This window comes from Spirillospora sp. CA-128828 (genome assembly GCF_050945415.1).
In the GTDB taxonomy this organism is placed as follows: Bacteria; Actinomycetota; Actinomycetes; order Streptosporangiales; family Streptosporangiaceae; genus Spirillospora.
The window spans coordinates 6,224,708-6,246,896 of sequence record NZ_CP191986.1 but is presented as its reverse complement, the minus strand read 5'-3'; the positions used below and the strand labels follow the sequence as shown (position 1 = coordinate 6,246,896).

Annotated in this window: 21 protein-coding genes; 8 read left to right on the top strand and 13 right to left on the bottom strand. The window is 72.7% G+C overall.

The annotated features are described in order from the left end of the window. Positions 1-60 precede the first annotated feature (60 nt). Both ACQPXG_RS30195 and ACQPXG_RS30190 read left to right on the top strand, forming a co-directional pair. Positions 61-1,620: a hypothetical protein gene (locus ACQPXG_RS30195; RefSeq protein WP_433462522.1), complete on the top strand. Its 1,560-nt coding sequence runs from the start codon at positions 61-63 to the stop codon at positions 1,618-1,620. A gap of 74 nt (positions 1,621-1,694) precedes the next feature. Beyond that, positions 1,695-2,840, top strand: coding sequence for a CaiB/BaiF CoA transferase family protein (locus tag ACQPXG_RS30190; protein ID WP_433462521.1), 1,146 nt, complete (start codon positions 1,695-1,697; stop codon positions 2,838-2,840). 47 nt (positions 2,841-2,887) lie between these two features. Here ACQPXG_RS30190 and ACQPXG_RS30185 read toward each other — a convergent pair whose 3' ends face one another. Then, positions 2,888-3,226, bottom strand: coding sequence for a hypothetical protein (locus ACQPXG_RS30185; RefSeq protein ID WP_433462520.1), 339 nt, complete (start codon positions 3,224-3,226; stop codon positions 2,888-2,890). Between the two features lie 135 nt (positions 3,227-3,361). After that, on the bottom strand, positions 3,362-4,807 hold the full coding sequence (locus tag ACQPXG_RS30180) for an MFS transporter (protein WP_433462519.1): 1,446 nt from the start codon (positions 4,805-4,807) through the stop codon (positions 3,362-3,364). Between the two features lie 52 nt (positions 4,808-4,859). Here ACQPXG_RS30180 and ACQPXG_RS30175 point away from each other — a divergent pair, with 52 nt between their 5' ends. Together ACQPXG_RS30175 and ACQPXG_RS30170 are read left to right on the top strand one after the other, a co-directional pair. Continuing rightward, positions 4,860-5,537 carry a TetR/AcrR family transcriptional regulator gene (locus tag ACQPXG_RS30175; protein ID WP_433462518.1) on the top strand — a complete coding sequence of 226 codons (678 nt, stop codon included), beginning with the start codon at positions 4,860-4,862 and terminating at the stop codon, positions 5,535-5,537. Positions 5,538-5,729: 192 nt separating this feature from the next. Further along, positions 5,730-6,587, top strand: coding sequence for an esterase/lipase family protein (locus ACQPXG_RS30170; protein WP_433462517.1), 858 nt, complete (start codon positions 5,730-5,732; stop codon positions 6,585-6,587). A 71-nt stretch (positions 6,588-6,658) separates the two neighbouring features. Here the strand turns inward: ACQPXG_RS30170 and ACQPXG_RS30165 are convergent, their stop codons facing one another. From ACQPXG_RS30165 to ACQPXG_RS30145, 5 genes are all read right to left on the bottom strand, one after another. Continuing rightward, the gene (locus ACQPXG_RS30165; RefSeq protein WP_433462516.1) at positions 6,659-7,912 is read right to left on the bottom strand and encodes an aspartate aminotransferase family protein; all 1,254 of its coding nucleotides are present in this window, start codon (positions 7,910-7,912) and stop codon (positions 6,659-6,661) included. 71 nt (positions 7,913-7,983) lie between these two features. Beyond that, positions 7,984-8,643, bottom strand: coding sequence for a GntR family transcriptional regulator (locus ACQPXG_RS30160; protein WP_433462515.1), 660 nt, complete (start codon positions 8,641-8,643; stop codon positions 7,984-7,986). Between the two features lie 25 nt (positions 8,644-8,668). Beyond that, a complete protein-coding gene (locus tag ACQPXG_RS30155) occupies positions 8,669-9,457 on the bottom strand; it encodes a maleate cis-trans isomerase family protein (RefSeq protein ID WP_433462514.1) in 789 nt (262 codons plus the stop codon). Between the two features lie 35 nt (positions 9,458-9,492). After that, positions 9,493-10,254: a maleate cis-trans isomerase family protein gene (locus ACQPXG_RS30150; protein WP_433462513.1), complete on the bottom strand. Its 762-nt coding sequence runs from the start codon at positions 10,252-10,254 to the stop codon at positions 9,493-9,495. A gap of 16 nt (positions 10,255-10,270) precedes the next feature. After that, complete coding sequence (locus ACQPXG_RS30145; protein WP_433470073.1) at positions 10,271-10,753, bottom strand: DUF3830 family protein; 483 nt, start codon at positions 10,751-10,753, stop codon at positions 10,271-10,273. Positions 10,754-11,057: 304 nt separating this feature from the next. On the opposite strand from ACQPXG_RS30145, the gene ACQPXG_RS30140 reads away from it, so the two are divergent. Next, positions 11,058-12,074, top strand: a complete 1,017-nt coding sequence (locus ACQPXG_RS30140) for a D-2-hydroxyacid dehydrogenase (protein WP_433462512.1) — start codon at positions 11,058-11,060, stop codon at positions 12,072-12,074. Between the two features lie 2 nt (positions 12,075-12,076). After that, positions 12,077-13,474, top strand: coding sequence for an amidase (locus tag ACQPXG_RS30135; RefSeq protein WP_433462511.1), 1,398 nt, complete (start codon positions 12,077-12,079; stop codon positions 13,472-13,474). On the opposite strand, the gene ACQPXG_RS30130 is transcribed toward ACQPXG_RS30135, so the two are convergent. Beyond that, positions 13,461-14,474: an alcohol dehydrogenase catalytic domain-containing protein gene (locus tag ACQPXG_RS30130; RefSeq protein ID WP_433462510.1), complete on the bottom strand. Its 1,014-nt coding sequence runs from the start codon at positions 14,472-14,474 to the stop codon at positions 13,461-13,463. The genes ACQPXG_RS30135 and ACQPXG_RS30130 overlap by 14 nt on opposite strands. A gap of 127 nt (positions 14,475-14,601) precedes the next feature. Here ACQPXG_RS30130 and ACQPXG_RS30125 point away from each other — a divergent pair, with 127 nt between their 5' ends. Then, on the top strand, positions 14,602-15,318 hold the full coding sequence (locus ACQPXG_RS30125; RefSeq protein ID WP_433462509.1) for a TetR/AcrR family transcriptional regulator: 717 nt from the start codon (positions 14,602-14,604) through the stop codon (positions 15,316-15,318). Here ACQPXG_RS30125 and ACQPXG_RS30120 read toward each other — a convergent pair. The 4 genes from ACQPXG_RS30120 to ACQPXG_RS30105 form a co-directional block, all read right to left on the bottom strand. Further along, the gene (locus ACQPXG_RS30120) at positions 15,315-15,965 is read right to left on the bottom strand and encodes a DUF1707 SHOCT-like domain-containing protein (RefSeq protein ID WP_433462508.1); all 651 of its coding nucleotides are present in this window, start codon (positions 15,963-15,965) and stop codon (positions 15,315-15,317) included. The two genes, ACQPXG_RS30125 and ACQPXG_RS30120, sit on opposite strands and share 4 nt — an antisense overlap. Positions 15,966-16,009: 44 nt before the next feature. Next, positions 16,010-18,298, bottom strand: coding sequence for an FdhF/YdeP family oxidoreductase (locus tag ACQPXG_RS30115; RefSeq protein WP_433462507.1), 2,289 nt, complete (start codon positions 18,296-18,298; stop codon positions 16,010-16,012). Positions 18,299-18,359: 61 nt separating this feature from the next. Then, positions 18,360-19,445 (bottom strand): S1C family serine protease, encoded by a 1,086-nt coding sequence (locus ACQPXG_RS30110; RefSeq protein ID WP_433462506.1) that lies wholly within the window; start codon positions 19,443-19,445, stop codon positions 18,360-18,362. A 97-nt stretch (positions 19,446-19,542) separates the two neighbouring features. After that, positions 19,543-20,523: a phosphotriesterase family protein gene (locus ACQPXG_RS30105; RefSeq protein WP_433462505.1), complete on the bottom strand. Its 981-nt coding sequence runs from the start codon at positions 20,521-20,523 to the stop codon at positions 19,543-19,545. A 100-nt stretch (positions 20,524-20,623) separates the two neighbouring features. Between ACQPXG_RS30105 and ACQPXG_RS30100 the strand changes: the two genes are divergently transcribed. Then, the gene (locus ACQPXG_RS30100; RefSeq protein WP_433462504.1) at positions 20,624-21,262 is read left to right on the top strand and encodes a TetR/AcrR family transcriptional regulator; all 639 of its coding nucleotides are present in this window, start codon (positions 20,624-20,626) and stop codon (positions 21,260-21,262) included. An 8-nt stretch (positions 21,263-21,270) separates the two neighbouring features. On the opposite strand, the gene ACQPXG_RS30095 is transcribed toward ACQPXG_RS30100, so the two are convergent. After that, positions 21,271-22,173 (bottom strand): LLM class flavin-dependent oxidoreductase, encoded by a 903-nt coding sequence (locus ACQPXG_RS30095; RefSeq protein ID WP_433462503.1) that lies wholly within the window; start codon positions 22,171-22,173, stop codon positions 21,271-21,273. Between the last annotated feature and the right edge of the window lie 16 nt (positions 22,174-22,189).

Sequence of the window (22,189 nt, the reverse complement as noted above, 5' to 3'; positions counted from 1 at the left end):
TTGATACGTCCTAACCTCGGGATTCGCGACGAAGGAACGGCCCAGAGGGAGTGGCCCGCCGTGACGGACGATGTCATGACGAATCCGCGGACGGAAATGCCGCCGGCCAAATCGGCCTATGGCGACCTTGTCCGAATAGCGTATTTCGTTCTGCCGGGGAGGGGAAAGCGCGTCTACCGGCTGGCGATCGCCCGCCGGATCGTGGACACCAGCGCGCGCGGCGCCCGCGACCGCTCCGCCGTGGGACACGCTCGCCGCCGCACCCGCGTGCTGCGCCGGGCGCTGCGCCCGTCCCGCCGCCTCCAGATCGGGCTCGGCCCGTGGCTGCGGGCCTTGCCCGCCCGGCTGCCCGATCCCGCGCTGACGGCGGCGCTGTCCAAGCTCGAACCGCACGTCCGCCTCGCCTACGTGCTGCGGACCGTGGAGGGGCTGCCCCGCTACGCCGTCCGCGACCAGCTGATCGAGCTGCGGGTGCGCGACCCCTGGTCGGCGATCCGCGCCGCCGAGGCCGTCGAGGTGCCCCCGCTCCGCCGTGAGGACCGGTTCGAGCCGGCGCTGCTGCGTCCGGTCCGCAACCGCTCCGTGCTGCCGCTCGCCACCGCGGCCCTCCTCACCGTCGCGCTGGCCGCGGCGCTGGTCCTGACCGAGCGGAGCGGGCCGCCCGAGGCGTCCGCGCGCGTGCTGCGCCTCGTCGCGGCGGCGCCGGACGCCTGGACGCGCGGCGCCCGCACCCTCGACGCCTGGCCCGCCCGCGGCGACCTCGCCCGCGACCGGGCGTTCACCGGACGCGCCGCCGGCGCGTGGGCGGCCGTGCCCGGCGGCCGCCGCGCCGGCGGCGGCACCGCGCAGCTGCTCTTCGCCGGGCACCTCGACGGCGCGGCCCTCGCCGTCATGCGCAGCGGCGGCCTCCTGGCCCGCTACGCCTCAGGTCGCCTGGACGTCGTCACCGCCGGCGCCGACCCGTCCGCCCCGATCGCTCTCGGCGGCGGCCGCTACCTTCTCGCTCCCTGGGAGACGCGTCCGGAGACGCTCGCCGGGCAGCGGCTCGCCGTGTCCGACGGCGTGACCGTGCCCGTGCGCCCCGGCACCGGCTGCGGGCGGGGCCCGCTCTTCCACCTCGGCTCCCGGACGGTCGGCGACCTCGGCGGCCCCCGCGGCACCGTCCTCACCTACCACTCGCCGGCCCACCGGCCGGGCGCCGACCGCCCGGCACGCCTCGGCCAGACCGCCCGGGAGTTCTGGAACCGCCTGGCCTGCGCGACGCCCCGTCCGGCACCGGCGGTCTCCGAGGCGCTGGCGTTCGACTTCTGGTCGGGGAGGCTGCCGCACGGCGGGCCGTCCGCCGACTGGGTCTGCACCCGGCTGACGTACGCCGGCGGTGACACGGCGGCCTTCGCGACGCTGCTCGGGGCGGAGGACGTGGCCACGGGTGCCTGCGACGCGCGCCGCCCGGTGAGCGGGACCTGGTGGCGCGCCCCGTCCCGCCGGCGGTACTACGTGGCCGCGGCCGGACGCGGCCTCGTTCCGCATGCGGACGGCGTCCGCCGGCCGACGACGCGGAACCGCCTCCTCGTCGCCACGGGCGCCCCGGACGGTCCCGTGCGCCTCACCGCCCGTTAGGACGGCCCGGTCAGCACCCGCTTACCTCGATCGGGCACACTGGTGGGGACCGAACGAGATTCAGGGAGTCGCAGATGGGCAAGGGGCCGCTCTCCGGAGTACGGGTGATCGAGCTGGCCGGGATCGGCCCGGGGCCGTTCGCCGCGATGCTGCTGGCCGACCTCGGCGCCGACGTGATCCGCGTGGACCGCGCCTCGGCCGTCCGCGACGGCGAGACGACCGGTGGCACCGACTTCACCAACCGCGGCAAACGGTCGATCGCGATCGACCTCAAGAGCGAACGCGGCAAGGAGGTCGTGCTCCGCCTCGTCGAGAAGTCCGACGTCCTCCTCGAAGGGTTCCGCCCCGGCGTGACCGAGCGCCTCGGCATCGGCCCGGACGACTGCCTCGCCCGCAACCCGCGTCTCGTCTACGGCCGGATGACCGGCTGGGGCCAGGAGGGCCCGCTGTCCCAGACCGCGGGCCACGACGTCGGTTACATCGCCATCACCGGCGCCCTGCACGCCATCGGCCGCGCCGGCGGTCCGCCCCAGGTCCCGCTGAACCTGCTCGGCGACTTCGCGGGCGGCAGCATGTACCTGGTCGTCGGCGTCCTGTCCGCCCTGCTGGAATCGCGGACGAGCGGCCGCGGCCAGGTCGTCGACGCCGCCATCGTGGACGGCACCGCGCACCTGTCCACCTTCATCCACGGCTTCCTCGCGGGCGGGATCTGGGAGGACCGCCGCGGCGTCAACATGCTCGACACCGGCGCCCCCTGGTACGACGTCTACGAGACCTCCGACGGCCGGCACATGGCCGTCGGCGCCATCGAGCCCCAGTTCTACGCCGAGTTCCTCCGCCTCGCCGGCCTGGACGAGGAGGACCTCCCGGCCCAGTACGACCGCGCCGGATGGCCGGCCATGCGCGACCGCTTCGCCGCCGTCTTCCGGACGAAGACCCGCGACGAGTGGACGGAGATCTTCGTTCCGAGCGACGCCTGCGTGGCCCCCGTCCTCTCCATGGCGGAGGCCGCCGAACACCCCTACAACACGTCCCGCGACGTCTTCCCGGACCTGGCCGGCCACCGCCAGCCCGCCCCGGCCCCCCGGTTCTCCCGCACCACCACCGAGACCGGCGGCGTTCCCGTCCTGCCCGGCGGCCAGACCCGCGCCATCCTGGACGACCTGGGCTTCGACGACACCGACGCCCTCCTCAAGGAAGGCGCGGTGGCCCAGGCCTGACCCCGAGGGCGCCCGGCGACCACGACACGCCGGGCGCCCTCGGCCTCTCAGCCGACCCCGGGATCCGGCACCCCGAGATGCTTCAGAATCGCCCCGAGCCGAGCATCCACCCGCTCGAACCGCTCGTCGACGCGGTCGAACCGCTCGTCCATGCCGTCGAGTCGGGCGTCCACCCGGTCGAGGCGGGCGCCGATCTTGTTGAACTGGAGGCTGTGCTGCTCCAGCGTCTTCTGGATCTTGCCGACGTCGCCCTTGATCTGCGTGACGTCCGTGCGGAGGGCCCTCAGACCGTCACTGAGAGCCCTCGACTGGCCGGGACCGGCCCAGGTCTCCAGGTTCGACACTCGCACCTCCAGGTCGATGAACTGCTCTCGGGTCACCGTCACGTCATTCTCTCCTTTTCACGGTCGGTCCCGCTCCCCGACACGGAAAGTTAGCGACGTGGTCAAGGTCGTGTTCGCCGATCACAGAAAGTGGTCGACTTTTCACGGTTTGCGAGTCTAAACCAGACAGAAATCTCATCACGGTTGTGGTGATGTGTTCTTTTGTGAATTCTCCCGGCCGACGGGGCGCGGCTCCTGACGGGGGCCGCGGGGCAGGGTGCGGGGGAGGGTGACGGCGGCCGTGGTCGCCAGGAGGAAGAGGGTCGCGGAGATGGTGAGGGCCAGGGCGTAGCCGTTGTTGAGGGCGGATTCGGTCGTGGCGTCGCCGGTGTGGTGGGCGGCGACGGTGGCCAGGGCCGCCAGGCCGATGCAGCCGCCGAGCTGGCGGGAGCTGTTGAGCAGGCCCGAGGCCATCCCCGCCTCGCCGGGCGCGACGCCGGTGGTGGCGGCGACGGCGACCGGGGCGAGGACGAGACCGGTGCCGACGCTGCACAGCAGGGACGGGCCGAGGACGTCGGTGAGGAAGCCGCCGCCGGGACTGATGAGCGCGAACCAGCCGAGGCCCGCGGCGGCGAGCAGGCCGCCCGGGATCAGGGACGCGCGCGGCGAGCGGGCCGAGGTGACGCGGGTGGCGACCACGGATCCGGCCACCAGCCCGGCGGAGAAGGGCAGGAACGCGGCGCCCGTCGCGGCCGCCCCCATGTGCAGGATCTCCTGCAGGTAGAGGGACACGAAGTAGAAGGCGGCGAACTGGCCCGCGGCGGCGAGGAACACGATCAGGTTCGCGCCGGCCACCCAGCGTCCGCGCAGGAGGCCGAGGCGGACGAGCGGGGCGGGTGACCTGGACTCGACGAAGACGAACGCCGCGAGAATGGTCAACGCCGTGGCGAGGGTGCCGATCGTCGCCGCGGACGTCCAGCCGCGGGTGTCGGTGCGGACGACGCCGAAGACCAGCAGCCCGATGCCGCCGGTGGCGAGCACCGCGCCGAGCACGTCCATCCGCTCCCGTGCCGCGGAACGCGCCTGCGCGGGGATTCCGGCCGGGACGAGCGCCAGTGCGGCCGCGACGATGGGCAGATTGATCAGCATCACCCAGCGCCAGCCCGCGTACTCGGTCAGGATCCCGCCGGCGAGGACGCCGAGCGCCCCGCCCGCCGCGTTCACCGCGCTCCAGACGCCGAGCGCCCGGACGCGGGCGCGGCCATCGAACGTGGTCGTCAGCAGGGCGAGGGCGGCCGGGGCGACGGCCGCGGCGCCGAGGCCCTGCCCGGCGCGGGCGGCGACGAGCTGCCAGGGCGCCTGGGCCAGACCGCCGGCGAGCGAGCAGAGACCGAAGAGCGCGAGGCCGAGGACGAACAGCCGGCGCCGTCCGTACAGGTCGCCCGCCCGTCCGCCGAGCAGCAGGAACCCGCCGAAGGTGAGCGCGTAGACGTGCACGACCCAGGCCAGGTCGACCGGGGCGAAGCCGAGGGACGTCCGGATCGCGGGCAGGGCGACGTTGACCACCGCCATGTCCAGGGCGACGACGAACTGGGCGACGGACGCGGCCGCCAGCACAATCCCGGGTCTGGAGTTTTTATACATGTATAAAAACGTACCCGGACTTTCGTCCGGCTGTCCAGCCCGCGTCGCGGGCATGGGCGATGATGAGGGGATGGCGTCCCCAGAGCGGCGGGGCGGTGGCAGGCCGCCCCGCATCTCCCGCACGGAGATCATCGAGACCGCCCGCCGGATCGTGGACGAGGAGGGCGTCGGCAAGCTGACGATGCGGCGGCTGGCCACGGAGGTCGGCAGCACCCCGATGGCGCTCTACCACCACGTTCGCGACAAGGAGGACCTCCTCCTGCTGCTGGTGAACGATTACGCCGCGCGGACGCTGCACAGGCCCGACCTCCCGTCCGACCCGCGCGAGCGCGTCGTCGTCCTGGCCGCGGCCATCCGCGAGACGCTGGCGGGCGTGCCCTGGATCGTGGAGTTGCTCACCGCCGACGACCTGATGGCGGAGGAGGCGCTCTGGTACAACGAGCGGATCGTGGACGCCCTGATGGAGTGCGGTCTCACCATCGAGCAGGCCGTCCACGGCTACCGGGCGGTCTGGTACTACACGGCCGGGGAGATGCTCGTGCGGGCCGCCTCCGCCCGCAGGCGGGCCCGCGACGACCGGCCCACCCACCGCGACCGGATCTTCGCCGACCTCGACCCGGTGGCGCTGCCGAGGTTGGCGTCCCTGTCGGGCCGCTGGGCGACGCTGACAGCCCAGGACACCTACCTCGACGGGCTGCGCGCGCTCGTCGACGGGCTCACCCGTGACTGAACGCGCAGGTCGAGCGGTGTGCCGGCCGAGCCGATTGTGAGACGCCTGACAATTTCCCCGGGGTAACCGGCGGTCGTCGCACAAGACCGCGCCGGAAAGCGGCCGTACCTTGTGGGCACTCCACCCCGACCACGACGAATCGAAATGCCGGACGCCCGGCCTTTTCGTCGTGCCCGCATTAGGGAGATGCACATGCGTTTCAGACGGCTCCGTTCATGGGCGGTCATCGCCGCGACGTTTTCCGCCGCGTCCGGCATGGCCGGAATGGTCGCGCCCGCCGCGCACGCCGAGACGAGCCCCGAAGGGGCGAACGACTGGAACTGCAGGCCCTCGTTCCTCCACCCGCGTCCGGTGGTGCTCGTGCACGGCACGTTCGAGAACATGGCGTTCAACTGGCAGAAGCTCTCCCCGGCGCTGAAGAAGGCCGGATACTGCGTCTACGCCCTCAATTACGGCGGCCCGAAGGACGGCCCCATCCAGGGGATCAACGACATTCCCACGTCGGCCGGGGAACTGTCGGCCTTCGTCGACAGGGTGATCGCCTCGACCGGGTCGTCCAAGGTCGACATCGTCGGGCATTCGCAGGGCGGCATGATGCCGCGGTACTACCTGAAGTTCCTCGGCGGGGCCGCGAAGGTGGGCAAGCTCGTCGGGGTCGTCCCGTCCAACCACGGCACCAACATGTCGGGGCTGGTCGAGCTCGGCAGCCTGCTCGGCATCACGCAGGCGGTCGTGAAGGCCGCGCCCGCCGCGGGGCAGCAGATCGTCGGCTCGGACTTCCTGACGAAACTGAACGAGGGCGGCGACACCGTGCCCGGCCCCACCTACATCGTGCTGTCCACCAAGTACGACGAGGTCGTCACGCCCTACACCTCGGAGTTCCTCAACGGCTCGAACGCTCAGAACGTGCTCTTGCAGGACAAGTGCGCGAACGACACCAACGCGCACGTCGGCATCGCCTTCGACCCGGTGATGATCAAGTTCGTGCTGAACTCGCTCGACATCTGGGGGCCGTACTGGCCCATCGACTGCGGCAACCCGCTCGGCTGACCTCGCCCGATGACGGCGGCGCCCGGTGGCCTCGTCCTTGCACCACCGGGCGCCGCTCGCCGTGCCTCAGGTCAGCCGACCGCGTCCGCCACGGCGTGCGACCAGATGCCGAGCGCGTCGTCGATCTGCTCCCCGGTGACGATCAGCGGCGGGATCATCCGGACGACGTTGCCGTAGGCGCCGCAGGTCAGCAGCAGGAGCCCGCGCTCCGCGGCCGCCTTGTGCGCCCGTGCCGCGGCGGCGGCGTCGGGCTCGCCGTCCGGCGTGGTGAACTCGCCGGCCTGCATCAGCCCGAGGCCGCGCACGTCGCCGATCTCCGGATGGTCGGCGGCGACCTTGCGGAGCCCGTCGTTCAGCCGCGCGCCCTGCCGGGCCGCGTTGCCGACGAGGTCCTCGTCGGCGATGACCTGGAGGGTGGCGAGCGCGGCGGCGCACGAGACGGCGTTGCCGCCGTACGTCCCGCCCTGCGACCCCGGGCGGGCCTTCTCCATCAGCGCCGTCGGCGCCGCGATCGCCGACAGCGGGAACCCGCTGGCCAGCCCCTTCGCGGTGATCAGCACGTCCGGACGCGCCGCCGAGTGCTCGTGCCCCCAGAACCGGCCGGTCCGCCCGAACCCGGTCTGCACCTCGTCCATGATCAGCAGGATGCCGTGCCGGTCGGCGCGCTCCCGCAGCCCCTCCAGGAACGCGGGCGGCGCCGGGATGTAGCCGCCCTCGCCGAGCACGGGCTCGACGATGAACGCGGCGGTGTCGGACGCGGGGCTGGCGGTGGCGAGCAGGTAGTCGAGTTCGCGCAGCGCGAACCGGGTGGCCTCCTCCTCCGGCCAGCCGTACCGGAACGCCTGCGGGAACGGGGCGATGGCGGCGCCCGGCATCAGCGGGCCGATGCCGGCGCGGAACTTCGTGCCCGCCGTGGTGAGCGCGGCGGCGCCCATCGTCCGGCCGTGGAAGGAGCCGTGGAAGACGACGATGTTCTGCCGCCCGGTCGCGTGCCGGGCCAGCCGGATGGACGCCTCGACGGCCTCGCTGCCGCTGTTGAGGAAGAACAGCGAGTCCAGGCCGTCGGGAAGGACCTCGCCGAGCGCTTCGACGAGCCGCAGCAGCGGCCGGTGCATGACCGTCGTGTACTGCCCGTGGATCAGCGTCCCGACCTGCTTCTGCGCGGCCTCGACCACGCGCGGGTGGCAGTGGCCGGTGTTGGTGACGCCGATGCCCGCGGTGAAGTCCAGGTGCCGGCGGCCGTCGGCGTCGTACAGGTACACGCCCTCGCCGCGCTCGGCGAGGACGGGGGTGGCCTGCTTCAGCAGGGGTGACAGCGTAGCCATGCATCCCTCCGGTAGATTGTCGACAATCTGCAATCTATGTGCCCCGGGACTCGGATGTCCAGGGGCCCTGGTTAAGACACGCGGAGCCGGTCGATGGAGTCGGTCATGTGCTCCTCGATGAGGGTCAGCAGCCGCTCCTCCTCCCCGTCCCCGATCGCGTCGACGAGCCGGCGGTGCTCCTCGACGAGGTCGGCGGGCTCGGGGTAGGTGTCCTGCAGCGCGTTCAGGCACATGCGGGTCTCCACCAGCAGCGTGTGCGCCATCCGCTCCAGCCGGGGACTGCCGGACGAGCTGACCAGCACCTCGTGGAACGCCTGGTCGGCGTCGCTCATGGCGACGCGGTCCCGCTCGCGCGCCGCCTCGACCAGCGCCTCCAGGGCCTCGGTGAGCCGGGCCACCGCCTCGCCCCGGTTCCGCTCCATGATCAGCTGGCATGCCTCGCGCTCGATCGCGAGCCGGGCGAGGTAGACGTCCTCGACGTCCCCCTCGTCCAGCGTGATCACGAACAGGCCGCGGTGCGGCTCGCTGACGAGCAGCCCCTCCTGGACCAGCCGCTGCATCGCCTCGCGGAGCGGGCCGCGGCTGATGCCGAGGCGCGCGGCGAGTTCGGCCTCGCCGAGCTGCGCGCCGGGCTCCAGCGATCCGTACATGATCGCCGAGCGCAGCTCGTCCGAGACGATCTCGACGGTCGACTTGCGGGGGACAGGTTCCAGCTCACCCAACCGGCCCATGCCCGGGCCCCTTTCGTCATAGCTGTCAGGTATGTCGTCCCTGCTCGGCCCCATGTTCGGCGGGACCGGCGGGGACGGTGGCCGGGACGGCGAACAGCCGGCCCAGCCCGGTGCGCGGCGGGAGTCCCCCCGGGCCGGACGCGAGTCGCAGCCCCTCCCACACGCTCACCTGGTTGGCGGTCAGCACCGGCTTGCCGACGCGCGCCTCCAGCTCGTCGAGCCAGGACACGGTGTGCAGCGCGGTGTCGGGCACCAGCACCGCCTCGGCGTCCGGATGGTCGTTGGCCGCGACGAACGCGAGCACCTCGTCGCGCCCGAGGGTGCCGACCTCGGCGGCGGTGACGATGCCCCGGCAGGACAGCGCCACCACCTCGATGCCGGCGTGGCCGAGGAACGCGACGAACCGCTCGGCGACGTCGGACGGATAGGTCGCGGCGACCGCGACCCGCGTCACGCCGAGCGCCCGCGCCGCGTGCACGAACGCGAACGACGTGCTGGACGCGGGCACGCCCGCGGCCTCCCGCACGCCCGCGACCTGCTGCGCCGCACCGTCCCAGCCGAACACGAAGCTTCCGCTGGTGCACGCCCACACGGCGGCCTTCACACCCATGGCGCGCAGCGTGCGGGCGCCTTCGCCCAGCACGTCGGCGCCGCCGATGTCGAGCAGCGCGTCGACGCGGTGCGCGTCCTCGCGCATCAGCGTGTGGACGACCGGCAGGCTGACGCCGCCGAGGGCGCGCTCGATGGCCGGATACTCGTCCTCGGCGCTGTAGCCGGGGTACAGGAACCCGGCGCTCAACCTGTTATGCGGCATGTCGCCGTCAACCCTACCTTCGCGGATCATGGCGGTCAGGCCGCCGTGGTCGGGGCGAGCTGCACCAGCGACTGCCCGGGACCGGCCGCGGAGCGGCCCATCGCGCGCAGCGCCGAGCACATCGTCACCTGGTTGGCGGTCAGCACCGGCTTGCCGATCATCTGCTCGAGCGGCGCGATGATGTCGTACGTCGGGACGTTCGTGCAGCTGATGAAGACGGCCTCGGCCTCCGGGGCGTCCACCGTCGACACCGCCGACACGATCTCGCCGTACCCGACCTTCCAGATGTGGCTGAGCAGCCCCATCCCGACCGACGACACCACCTCGATGCCGTACTCGCCGAGGAAGGACACGAGCCGCTCGGTGACCGCGTCGATGTACGGCGTGACGACCGCGATGCGCGACACGCCGAGCAGCCGGAGCGACTCCACGAGCGCGCCCGAGGTCGTCGTCGACACCGGCGCCCCCGCCGCGGTCATGGACTGGTGCAGCTCCAGCTCGCCCGCCTTGCCGCGGATGAAGCTGCCGGACGCGCAGGCGTAGGCGACCGCGAGCGGCTCGGGGGCGAGGACGTCCCGGGTCGCCTGCCGGACGATGGACTGGTCGGACAGCGCGGAGGCCATCTCGACCGTGACCGGCACCGGGACGTACGGCAGCCGGGTCATGAACAGCGACACGTCGTCGGGCGTCCAGCGCCACAACTCACGGTCGAGCGCGAAGTCGAACGGCGCGACCACGCCGATGCCGTGCTGCGCGAGCAGCTCGGGGCCGACGACCAGCGTGGGGTCGAATGTCATCTGTGTGCCCACCGCTCTAGGACTCGGCACGCGCGTAGACGAGACGCTCACCGACGCCGCCGGATCGCCAGACGTCGTTGCACGCCTCCGCCATCCGGTCGAGTCCGTCGACGATCGTCGCGTACACGTTGCCGGGCACCCAGCCGACGTCGCCGTTCAGCAGCAGGTTGTTGCGGCCGTAGAAGATGGCGAGGTCGATGACGCCGGGCAACCCGTGGATGTTCTTCTCCTCCTTGAACTTCCGGTCGAGCATCCCGCCGGTGAAGGAGAAGTAGACGACGTCGCCCGGGATGGGGGTGACGGTGGTGTTCTCCAGGCCGACCTCTTCCTCGGAGAACCGTTCGACCATCGTGTACACCTCGTTGCGCGCGTACTTGGCGTGGTACGCGTCGCCCCCGAGAGGCAAGGAGCGCCAGACCGCTTCGCAGGTCCGCGGCGCGTCCTTCTCCAGCAGTTCCGCGACGCACGAGACGCCGCGGTGCTCCAGAGTGATGGTCATGAGCTTGGGCATGCTGGACCTCCCCGTGCACAGGGGTGGGCGAGAGCGTCGCCACCCGAAAGGACTCTCCATGTTTGCGAGGGCGCACCCCCACACCCCCGGAGGGGCTTAGTCAGAGCGCTCTGGGATCCGTCCTGGCCATGCTGGGCAGGTTGCGACGGTCTTGCAGCACACGTTCCAGTGCGGTGACCGGGGCCGCGGTGCACCGCGCTGATTGTTGACAATCCTACGAACGCTTTCTAGCGTGTCAATGCCTCCCCGAGTTGCCATCTCGTAAACTCCGCACACCCCGGAAGTGACACCCATGGAGTCTGTTCAGCACGCCCGCGAAGGGCGGCCCGACGTGGTGGTGCTGGTCGGGGACGTCCAGCCGCGCGGCATGGCCGAGGCCGAACGCCTCGCGCGCCTCCGTTATGTACGCGAAACAGAGCTGGCCGAGGCGCTTCCGGGCGCCGACGCCCTGTTCATGTGGGACTTCCTGTCGGACGCGGTCGCCGCCGCGTGGCCGTCCGAGGGGGGCCCGGCCTGGGTGCACATCGCGAGCGCCGGCGTCGACCGGCTGATGTTCCCCGGCCTCGTCGAAAGTGAGACGGTTATCACCAACTCGCGAGGGGTGTTCGACGAGCCCATCGCCGAGTACGTCCTCGGGCTGGTGATCGCCTTCGCCAAGGACCTGCACACCACCCTCCGGTTGCAGGGCGAGCGGCGCTGGCTGCACCGCGAGACCGAGCGGATCACCGGTGCCCGCGCGCTCGTCGTCGGCACCGGGCCGATCGGGCGCGCGATCGGGCGCCGGCTGTCCGCGGCCGGGCTCGCCGTCGCCGGCGCCGGCCGCACCGCCCGCGACGCCGACCCCGACTTCGGCGTCGTCCACTCGATCGAGCGGCTGGACGAGGTGCTCGCCGAGGCCGACTACGTCGTGCTCGCCGCGCCGCTCACCCCGCAGACCCGCGGCATGGTCGACGCCGTGACGCTGGCCCGGATGCGGCCGTCCGCGCGGCTGATCAACGTGGGACGCGGCGCGCTGGTGGCCGAACCCGACCTGGTCGAGGCGTTGCGCGCCGGCCGGATCGCGGGCGCCGCGCTCGACGTCTTCGAGGACGAGCCGCTGCCGCCGTCCTCGCCCCTCTGGGAGATGCCGAACGTGATCGTCTCCCCGCACATGTCCGGCGACGTGATCGGCTGGCGCGACGAGCTGGTCCGGCTGTTCGCCGACAACCTCGGCCGCTATGTGTCCGGCCGTCACCTGCGCAACGTCGTGGACAAGCGGCTCGGCTATGTCGGGTCGGGTCCGCGGGCGGGTTCGAATCAGAGGGGGTAGCCATGAGTGACGCGGCCGATCTGACCGCGACCGAACTGCGTGCGGCGTACGAGGCCGGGACGCTCTCCCCGGTCGAGGCCGCCGAGGCCGTCCTGGCCCGGATCAGGCGGGACGACCCGGAGCTCAACGCGTTCTGCCTCGTCGACGAGGAGACCACGCTCGACATGGCCCGCGGGGCGGCGGACCGGTGGCGCCGCGGCGCGACCCTCGGGCCGCTGGACGGCGTGCCCGTCTCCATCAAGGACGTGCTGCTCACCCGCGGCTGGCCGACGCTGCGCGGCTCCACGACGATCGACCCGGACCGCTCGTGGGACGAGGACTCGCCGTCCGTCGCCCGCCTCCGCGAGCAGGGCGCGGTGTTCGCCGGCAAGACGACCACGCCCGAGTTCGCTTGGAAGGGCGTCACGGACAACCCGCTCACCGGCGTCACCCGCAACCCGTGGGACACGTCCCGCACGCCGGGCGGGTCGAGCGGCGGTGCCGCGGCGGCCGTCGCGGCGGGCATGGCGCCGCTCGCCCTCGGCACCGACGGCGGCGGCTCGGTGCGCATCCCCGCCGCGTTCACCGGCACCTTCACGCTCAAGCCGACGTACGGCCGCATCCCGCACTACCCGGCGAGCCCGTTCGGCACGCTCGCGCACATCGGCCCGATGACGAACACCGTGGCGGACGCGGCGCTGCTGCTCGACGCGGTCTGCGGCGCCGACGGCCGCGACTGGTCGGCGCTGCCGCCGCCGGACGTGCCGTTCCACGAGGGCGGGCCGGACGACCTGACCGGGCTCCGCGTCGCGTTCAGCCCCGATCTCGGGTTCGCGCGGGTCGATCCGGAGATCGCGGCGTCCGTGGCGGCCGCCGCCGAGGTCTTCACCGAGCTGGGCGCGAAGGTCGAGCAGGCCGACCCCGGCTTCGGCGGCGACCCGGTGGAGGAGTTCGAGGTCCTGTGGTTCGCCGGGGCCGCCAAGGTCGTCGAGCACCTGTCGCCGGAGGAGTTCGCGCGGCTCGATCCGGGGCTGCAGGAGATCTGCGAGCAGGGCGCGCGGTACTCGGCCGTCGAGTACCTCACCGCCACGGCCCGCCGCATGGAGCTCGGCCGCATCATGGGCCTGTTCCACGAGCGGTACGACCTGCTCCTCACCCCGACGATGCCGATCGCCCCGTTCGAGGCCGGTCTGGAGGTTCCGCCTGGGTCCCCGTCCCCGCGCTGGACGAGCTGGACCCCGTTCACCTACCCGTTCAACATGACCCAGCAGCCGGCGGCGAGCCTGCCGTGCGGCTTCACCTCCGGCGGCCTGCCCATCGGCCTTCAGGTCGTCGGCGCCCGGCATGCCGACGCCCTGGTCATGGCCGCCTGCGCCGCCTACGAGCGGGCGGGCCCCTGGACGCCCTTCACGCGAAGGTGATGACGGCGCGGCCCCGGCTGGTGCCCTCGTCCATCGCGGCGAGGACTTGCGGGGCCTCGTCCAGCGTGACGGGCCTGACCTCGGGGACGATCCCGTGCGCCGTCGCGAACGCGAGCGTGTCGCGCAGGTCGTGCGGGGAACCGGACGGCACTCCCATCACCCGCAGCCGGTTCATGACGAGCGCCGCCGGCGGCACGCTCACGTTCTCGGCGCCCATGCCGAGGTAGAGCAGGGTGCCGTCCGGGCGCAGGCCGCCGAACGCGGCGAGGCCGGTCGCGGTGTCGGGCGCGGTGTTCACCACCAGATCCGCGCCGCCCCACGCCCGCAGCGCCTCGGCCGGATCCTGCTCGGCGGTCGCGACGAACAGTTCGGCGCCGGCGTCCAGCGCCTCCTTCTCGGCGCGGCGCGACCGGGACACCACGGCGACACGGGCGCCCATGGCGGCGGCGAACCGGAGAGCCATCGTCCCGACGCCGCCGGTGCCGAGCACGGCGACCTTCGAGCCGGCGGCGGCGCCGGCCTGCCGGAGCCCGTTGAACGCGGTGATCCCGGCGCACATCAGCGGCGCGCCCGCGACCGGGTCGAGGCCGTCCGGCAGCGGGGTGACGAAACCGGCGCTGCCCACGAAGTACTCGGCGTAGCCGCCGTCGGTGGTGACGCCGTTGACCTGCTTGCGCGCCCCGGTGCACAGGATCTGGTCGCCCCGCACGCACTGGTCGCAGTGCCCGCACGACCCGTGGATCCATCCGGCGCCGACCGGGGTGCCGACCTCGGGCCACCCGACGCCCTCGCCGAGCGCGGCGACGACACCGCTGATCTCGTGCCCGGGGACGGCGGGGAACGTCCCGAACGGGTAGTGGCCCCGCAGGTGGTTGACCTCGGAGTAGCACATCCCGCAGGCGGTGACCTTGACGAGGATCTCGCCGGGGCCCGGTTCGGGCACCTCACGCTCGACGATCTCCAGCGGCTTGCCGGGTGCGGAAAGAACGGCGCTGCGCATGGCGGCGCCCCCTCTCATGTCTCGTGACGGCCCGCGGCCGTCCATAGCGTTGGTATAAGCAGGACTATAGTCACGCTACACGCCGTTCGCATAGCGATGATTCGGAAATTTCTGTAACATCGTTGTTGTGACAGCTCAGAAGGACCTCGCCACCCGGGACCGGATCCTGCGCGCGGCGGCGCGGCTGCTCACCGAGGCGAACGGCGAGCCCGTCTCGACGCGGGCCGTGTGCGCCGCCGCGGGCGTCGGGGCGCCGACCCTCTACCACCACTTCGGCGACAAGCAGGGCCTGTTCGACGCGGTCGCGGCGCACGGGTTCGAGGAGTACCTGGCGAGCAAGCGCGCGCAGGGCACCACCGGCGACCCGGTCGAGGACCTGCGCCGCGGCTGGGACCTGCACGTCGAGTACGGCGTCACCCACCCGGCGTTCTACACGCTGATGTACGGGACGGCGCGCACCCCGGCCGCCGCGAAGGAGGCGCACGACCTCCTGCTCGGGCTGGTCGAGGCCGTCGCGCGCGCGGGCCGCCTCCGCGTGCCGGTCGAGACCGCCGCGCGCGTCCTCCACTCCGCGGGAACCGGCGTCACCCTCACGCTCATCGCGAACCCCGCCGGTGAGGAGGCGGACCGGGAGACCTCGGTCCGGACACGGGAGGCGGTCCTCGCGGCCGTCACCGTTCCGCCCGACGCGTCCCCGCTCACCGACGCGGTGGCACTGAGGGCGGCCGCGCTGCGGGGCGCGCTGGCCGCCGCTCCGCCGCCCGATCTGACGGGCCCCGAGGCGGCCCTGCTCGGCGAGTGGCTCGACCGCCTCGCCGCCCAGCCGGTCTCCAGTGCCGGCTAGTCGGAGTCCAGTTCCTTCCGGCGCTTCTTCTGCCGGCTGGACCTGCGGCGCTTGACGCCGACGCCGCCCCAGAACGCCAGGCCCTTCACGACGACCGTGGGGGAGCCGGGCACGCCCGGCCCGCTCGCCCGCTGGTCGAACCCGCCCATGATCCCGAGGCCCTTGACGTGCACGGTGATGTCGTCCGGCACGATGATCTCGAACCCGCCCATGATCGCCAGCGCCCGGATCGTCACCTGGCCCTCGTCGAACCGGGCCTCGCGCAGGTCGATCTTCCCGCCGCCCCAGAACGCGAACGCGCTGAACCTGCGCGGCACGTTCCACACGCCCGAGCGCTGGAACCCGCTCATGATCCCGATGCCGATCCGCCAGGACGGCGCGCCCTCGACCGGCCGCCAGTCCGCCCCGGTCGCCGGCACCGGCGGCGCCGCCGTGCCCGCCGCCGGCAGGTCGCGGGTGATCGGCTCCAGATCGGCGTAGGTCTTGGCCGCGTAGACCGCGTCCAGCCGCTCGTCCAGCTCGGCGAGCGTCAGCCGCCCCTCGCCGGCGGCGTCCCGCAGGACCTGCGCGACCCGCTCGCGGTCGGCGTCGCCGGCCCGCATCTCCGGCGCTCCGGGCGTCCCGGCATGCTCGGGGAGGTTCGTCATGGATCGAGCCTAGACCGCCGCCGTGCTCCGGGCGACCGGATGGCCTACGCCTCCGCGGACGCCGGTTCCAGGCGGACGACGACGGACTTGGACGTCGGGGTGTTGCTGACCTCGGCGGTGCTGTCGAGCGGAACCAGGACGTTCGTCTCCGGAAAGTACGCGGCCGTACAGCCCGGCGCGGTCGGGTACGAGACGACGCGGAAGGCGGGGGCGCGGCGCTCGGCGCCGTCCGACCACTCGGAGACGAGGTCGACCATGGCGCCGTCGGCGATCCCGAGCCCGGACAGGTCGGCCGGGTTGACGAACACGACGCGGCGTCCCGCCTTGATGCCGCGGTACCGGTCGTCCAGCCCATAGATGGTGGTGTTGTACTGGTCGTGGCTCCGGACGGTCTGCAGCAGCAGCCGCCCTTCCGGGACCCGCAGGACCTCCAGCTCGTTCACCGTCAGGTTGGCCTTGCCGGTCGCGGTCGGGAACCTGCGCTCGTCGCGGGGCGCGTGCGGGAGGGTGAAGCCGCCCGGCTCGCGGACGCGGGCGTTGTAGGCGGCGAATCCGGGGACGACCCGCGAGACGTGGTCGCGGATCACGTCGTAGTCGCGCTCCATCGCCGCCCAGTCGATGCCCGCGTCCGGCAGCGCGGCCCGCGCGAGCCGGCAGACGATCGCGACCTCCGACACCAGGTGCTCCGACGCCGGGGCCAGGCGGCCGCGGGAGGCGTGCACCATGCCCATCGAGTCCTCGACGGACACGAACTGCGGCCCGGTCTCCTGCTCGTCGCGTTCGGTGCGGCCGAGCGTCGGCAGGATCAGCGCCAGCTCACCGGTCACCGCGTGCGAGCGGTTGAGCTTCGTGGAGATCTGGGCGGTGAGCCGGCAGTTCTTCAGCGCCGCCTCGGTCACGGCGGAGTCGGGGGTGGCGCGGACGAAGTTGCCGCCCATGCCGAGGAACACCCTGGCCTTGCCGTCCCGCATGGCGCGGATCGCGTCCACGGTGTCCACCCCGTGCTCGCGCGGCGGCTCGAACCCGAACTCGGCGGCCAGGGCGTCGAGGAAGGCGGGCTTCGGCTTCTCCCAGATGCCCATCGTCCGGTCGCCCTGCACGTTGGAGTGGCCGCGCACCGGGCAGACGCCCGCGCCGGGACGGCCGATGTTGCCGCGCAGCAGCAGGAAGTTGACGACCTCGCGGATCGTCGGGACCGAGTTGCGGTGCTGGGTGAGGCCCATCGCCCAGCAGACGATGATCCGCTTCGCGGCGAGGACGTCGTCGAGCGTCGCGGCGATCTCGCCCCGGGTCAGGCCGGTCGCCTCCAGCACGTCGTCCCAGTCCAGGCCGAGGACGTGCTTCTGGAAGGCGTCGAAACCGTGCGCGTGGGCGTCGAGGAACCCGCGGTCGAGGGCGTCCGGCGCGTCCGACTCCAGCAGCATCCGGTTCAGCGCCTGGAACAGCGCGAGGTCGCCGTTCAGCCGGATCTGCAGGAACCGGTCGGCGAGCATCGTTCCCTGACCGGTCACCCCGGACGGGCGCTGCGGGTTCTTGAACCGCATCAGCCCGGCCTCGGGCAGCGGGTTGACGGCGACGACGCGGGCGCCCTCCTTCTTCGCCCGCTCCAGCGCCGACAGCATGCGCGGGTGGTTCGTCCCCGGGTTCTGGCCGACGACGAAGATGAGATCGGCCTGGTAGAGGTCGTCCAGCAGCACCGAGCCCTTGCCGATGCCGATGGTCTCGCTCAGCGCGGACCCGGACGACTCGTGGCACATGTTGCTGCAGTCCGGCAGGTTGTTGGTGCCGAACGCGCGGGCGAACAGCTGGTAGGCGAACGCGGCCTCGTTGCTCGTCCGGCCCGAGGTGTAGAAGACGGCCTCGTCCGGCGACTCCAGCGCGCCCAGCTCGGACGCCAGCAGGCCGATCGCCTCGTCCCACGACACCGGCTCGTAGTGCTCGGAACCGGCGCGCTTCAGCATCGGCTCGGTCAGCCGCCCCTGCTGCCCGAGCCAGTGGTCGGACCGCCCGGCCAGCTCGGCGACGGTGTGCTCGGCGAAGAACTCCCGGGTGACGCGCCGCGTCGTCGCCTCCTCCGCGACGGCCTTCGCCCCGTTCTCGCAGAACTCCGCGATGTGCCGGTGGTCGCCCTCCGGCCAGGCGCAGCCCGGGCAGTCGAAGCCCTGCTTCTGGTTGACGCGCAGCAGCGTCAGCGCCGTCCGCCGCACGCCCATCTGCTCGTACGACTGCCGCAGCGCGGCCGTGACCCCCGGAACGCCGGCCGCCCACGTCTTCGGTTCCGAGATCTCAAGGCCCGAGTCGTCGAAGTCGTCCGTGGGGGCTTTGCGCGTCATGGAACACATCCTCGTAGTCGGCCGACCATCCCACTGTCGCACGTTACGCCTGTTCGGCGCGCTACTGAGGGGGGCCCTCGGTCAGGCGCAGGGTGGCCGCCGCGCGGTCGCCCTGGCGGGTCGCCCATTCGATGCGGACGACATCGCCGGGATGGCGGGCCTGCATCAGGGCCGTGAGGGTGGACGGGGAGTCGACCGCGCTGCCGCCGAAGGTGACGATGGCGGCGCCGACCGGGACGCCCGCGGTCTCGGCGGGACTCCCGGGCACGATCTCGGCGACCAGCGCGCCGGGGGACCGGCCGTTGGAACGGACCTTGACCCCGAGCATGGCCGTCCGGCCGATGTGCACGGTCGAGGACGCCTCGCCCCGCTGGATCTGCCGGGCGATCTCCAGCGCCCGGTCGGACGGGATGGCGTAGCCGCGGTGGTCCCGCTTCTGCTGCGTGCCCTTCATCGAGTACCCGGCGGACGCGGCCGTGTTGATCCCGATGACCTTGCCGCCGGTGTCGAGCAGCGGGCCGCCGGAGTCGCCCGGCTTGATCGGGGCGTTCGTCTCGATCAGGCCGGTGAGCCGCTCGGACGACCCGTTGCTGTCGTCGCGCGCGGTGACGGACTGCTCCAGAGCGGTGACCTTGCCGGTGACGACCGTGGGCGTCCCGCCCTTGCCGCCCGCGTTGCCGACGGCGGTGACCGTGTCGCCGACCGCCGCGCCGGCCGCGGAGGCGAACGCGGCCGGCTTCAGCCCGGACGCGCCGGACAGGCCGATCACCGCGATGTCGCCCGTCCGGTCGTAGCCGACGACCCGCGCGGCGTAGGTGCGGCGGTTGTCGGTGTCGGTGCCCTTGATCGTGGTGGCGCCCTGGATCACGTGGTTGTTGGTCAGGACGAGGCCGGACGGGGTGAGCAGGATGCCCGTCCCGGCGGCGCGGGTGCCGTTCAGCGTCTGCTCGGTCTCGATGTTGACGACGCCGGGCCGGCGCCCGCTGGGTTTGGCGGGCTTGGCCGTGGTGGCCTCGACGGGCGGCGGGACGTCCCGCGCGCCGCCGGTCTCCACCGTGCGGCAGCCGGGGACGAGGAAGGCGGGCACCGTGACCAGGAGCAACGCGATCGCGGTACGGGTTCCGTGCCGCGCGGGGTGCTCGCTCACCTCGGTGCCTCCTCCCTCGATTTCCTCCCATGATTCCCGATTCCTGGCGAATAGTCGTTGGGGACCTGGGGGTCGCGCCGGGGGAGACGGCCGGGGGTCAGCGGGTGAAGTAGCGCCGGGGGTTCTCGACGAGCATCTGGTCGATCTGCGCGTCGGAGACGCCGGCGGCGCGCAGCGCGGGCAGGACGTCGTCGCTGATGTGCCGGTAGTTCCAGTTCGGCTGCAGCGCGGGCACCGTCGCGGGGTCGGGGCCGAACCAGTCGATGAAGCAGCTCGCGTCGTGGCTGAGGACCATCCGGTCGGTGTAGCCGCGCTCGCACAGGGACGCGACCGTGCGCACCCGCTCCGCGGTCGGGTTGATGATGTCCAGCCCGAACCGGTCCATGCCGAGGATCGCGCCCGTGTCGGCCAGTTCCATCAGGTAGTCGAGGTCGTTGCTGTCGCCGGCATGCCCGATGACGACCTTGGCGAGGTCCACGCCCTCCTTGCCGAGCAGGTCGACGACCGTCCGTCCCGCGTGGATCGAGCTCTCGGTGTGGACGGTGACCGGCGCGCCCGTCTCGCGGTGCGCGGCGGCGACGGCCCGCAGGATCCGCTCGACGGACGGGGTCAGGCCGGGGGCGTCGATCGCGCACTTGAGGAACGCGGCCCTGACCCCCGTGCCGGCGATGCCCTCGGTCAGATCCCGGGTGAAGCCGGCGATCATCGGGTCGGCGCCCTCGTCCATCATCGTGCCCGGGCCCCGGTGGAGGAACTGGAAGGGGACGTCGTTGTAGGTGTAGATGCCCGTCGCCACGATGATGGTGAGCTCGGGGACCTGCTCGTTGACGCGCTGGATCCGCGGGATGTAGCGGCCGAGCCCCCACACGGTCGGGTCGGCGATGGTGGTGATGCCCCGCTCCGCCAGCTCGCGGAGCTTGCCGACCGCGTCGGCGACCTTCTCCTCCTCGTCCCACCAGTCGCCCGGGCCGTAGTTCTGGACGTTCTCGCTGCCGAGCACGAAGACGTGCTCGTGCATCAGCGTGCGTCCGAGGCTGGTGACGTCGACAGGGCCGCGGACGCTCTCGACTACGGGCATCGATTCTCCCCCTACACGTGCATACCGACCGGTCGGTTTCTGGCAAGCTATGCGCAGGGCCCATCCGAGTCAATGCCCGCGTCCGAGGGAGGTGCGTCCGGTGCCGGAAACCGAACCGGCCGTCGACACGGTGCCGGAGTCGACGGTGCCCGTCCGGCAGAGCGCGGTCGAGCGGCGGATCCTGGACGCCGCGCTCCGGCTGTTCGCCGAGCACGGCTTCGACGGGACGTCCGTGCAGGGCATCGTGGAGGCCGCCGAGGTCACCAAGGGCGCCCTCTACCACTACTTCGACTCCAAGGACGATCTTCTCTACGAGATCTACCACTCGCTGATCGCCCGGCAGCTCGCCGACCTCGGCGCCGTGCTGGCGGAGTCGCCGCCGCCCCGCGAGGCCGTCCGCGCGGTGCTGACCGGCCTGATCCGCAGCACCGCGGAGCACATCGACGAGGCGAAGGTGTTCTCCCGCGAGATGCACCGGCTGGACGGCGCCCGGATGCGCTCGGTCCGCGACGACCGGCGCCGCTACCACGTGACGTTCCGCGGGCTCATCGAGCAGGGCCAGCGGGACGGTGTGTTCGGCACCGCCACGCCCGCCGAGACGGTCACGATCGTCGCGCTCGGCATGGTCAACCAGATGCCGTCCTGGTACCGCGCGGACGGCCCCAAGACCGCCGCCCGGCTCGCCGACGAGGTCGCCGCCTTCATCCTCGACGCCCTGGACCGGCAGGCCCCCGCCTAGCGCGCCGCTCAGCGGCGGGTCTGCAGGTGGAGGGCGGCGTCGCGGACATCGGCGAGTTCGGCGTCCCAGTCGTCCGGAGGCGACAGCGGCGCCAGCACGAACTTCGACAGCCCGGCCTCGACGAGCCGCTTGAGATGCGCCTCCAGCCCGTCCAGTTCGGGCACGAACTCGTCCAGCGGGGCAGGCCCGCTGACTCGCCGGACCCGGGCGAGCCGGGCCTCGGCCCGCTCGGGCAGCGGACCGCGCCGGTAGGGGACGATCGCGCCGAAGTGCTCCTCCTCGATCTCGCGTCCCGCGCCCGCCGCCGCCTCCTGCACGACCAGCCGGCCGCGCTCGCCCTCCGCCGGCGTGGTGAACGCGGCGAGCCAGCCGTCCGACAGCCGGCCGGTACGGCGAAGTTCGGCCTCGGACGTCCCGCCCATCCACACGTCGAAGCCCCGCGCGGCCGGTTTCGGCTCGACCCGGAGCGCCTCGTAGTGGAAGCGGGGGCCGTCGTGGGTGACCTCGTCCTCGGCCCAGAACCGGCGGAGCAGCGGCAGCGCCTCCTCGAAGATCGCCGCGCGCTCCTCCCGCCGCACCCCGAACGCCTGCTGCTCGCCCGCGTGCCGCTGCCCGAGCCCGAACGCGGGCAGCAGCCGGCCGCCCGACAGGACGTCGAGCGACGCGAGCTCCTTGGCGAGGACGGCGGGGGAGCGTCCCGGCAGGGCCATCACGGCGGTGCCGAACTTGATCCGGGACGTCAGCGCCGCCGCGTAGGTGAGGGTGACGACGGGGTCGAGGACGGGCCCGGTGACCCGCTCGGTCACCCACAGGGAGTCGAAGCCCTCGCGTTCGAGGCCGAGCGCGAGGGCGGTCAGCGCCTCCGGCCCGAGGGTGGACGCGGCCGGGGCCATGCCGATGCGAACGATCACACGGCCGACGGTACGC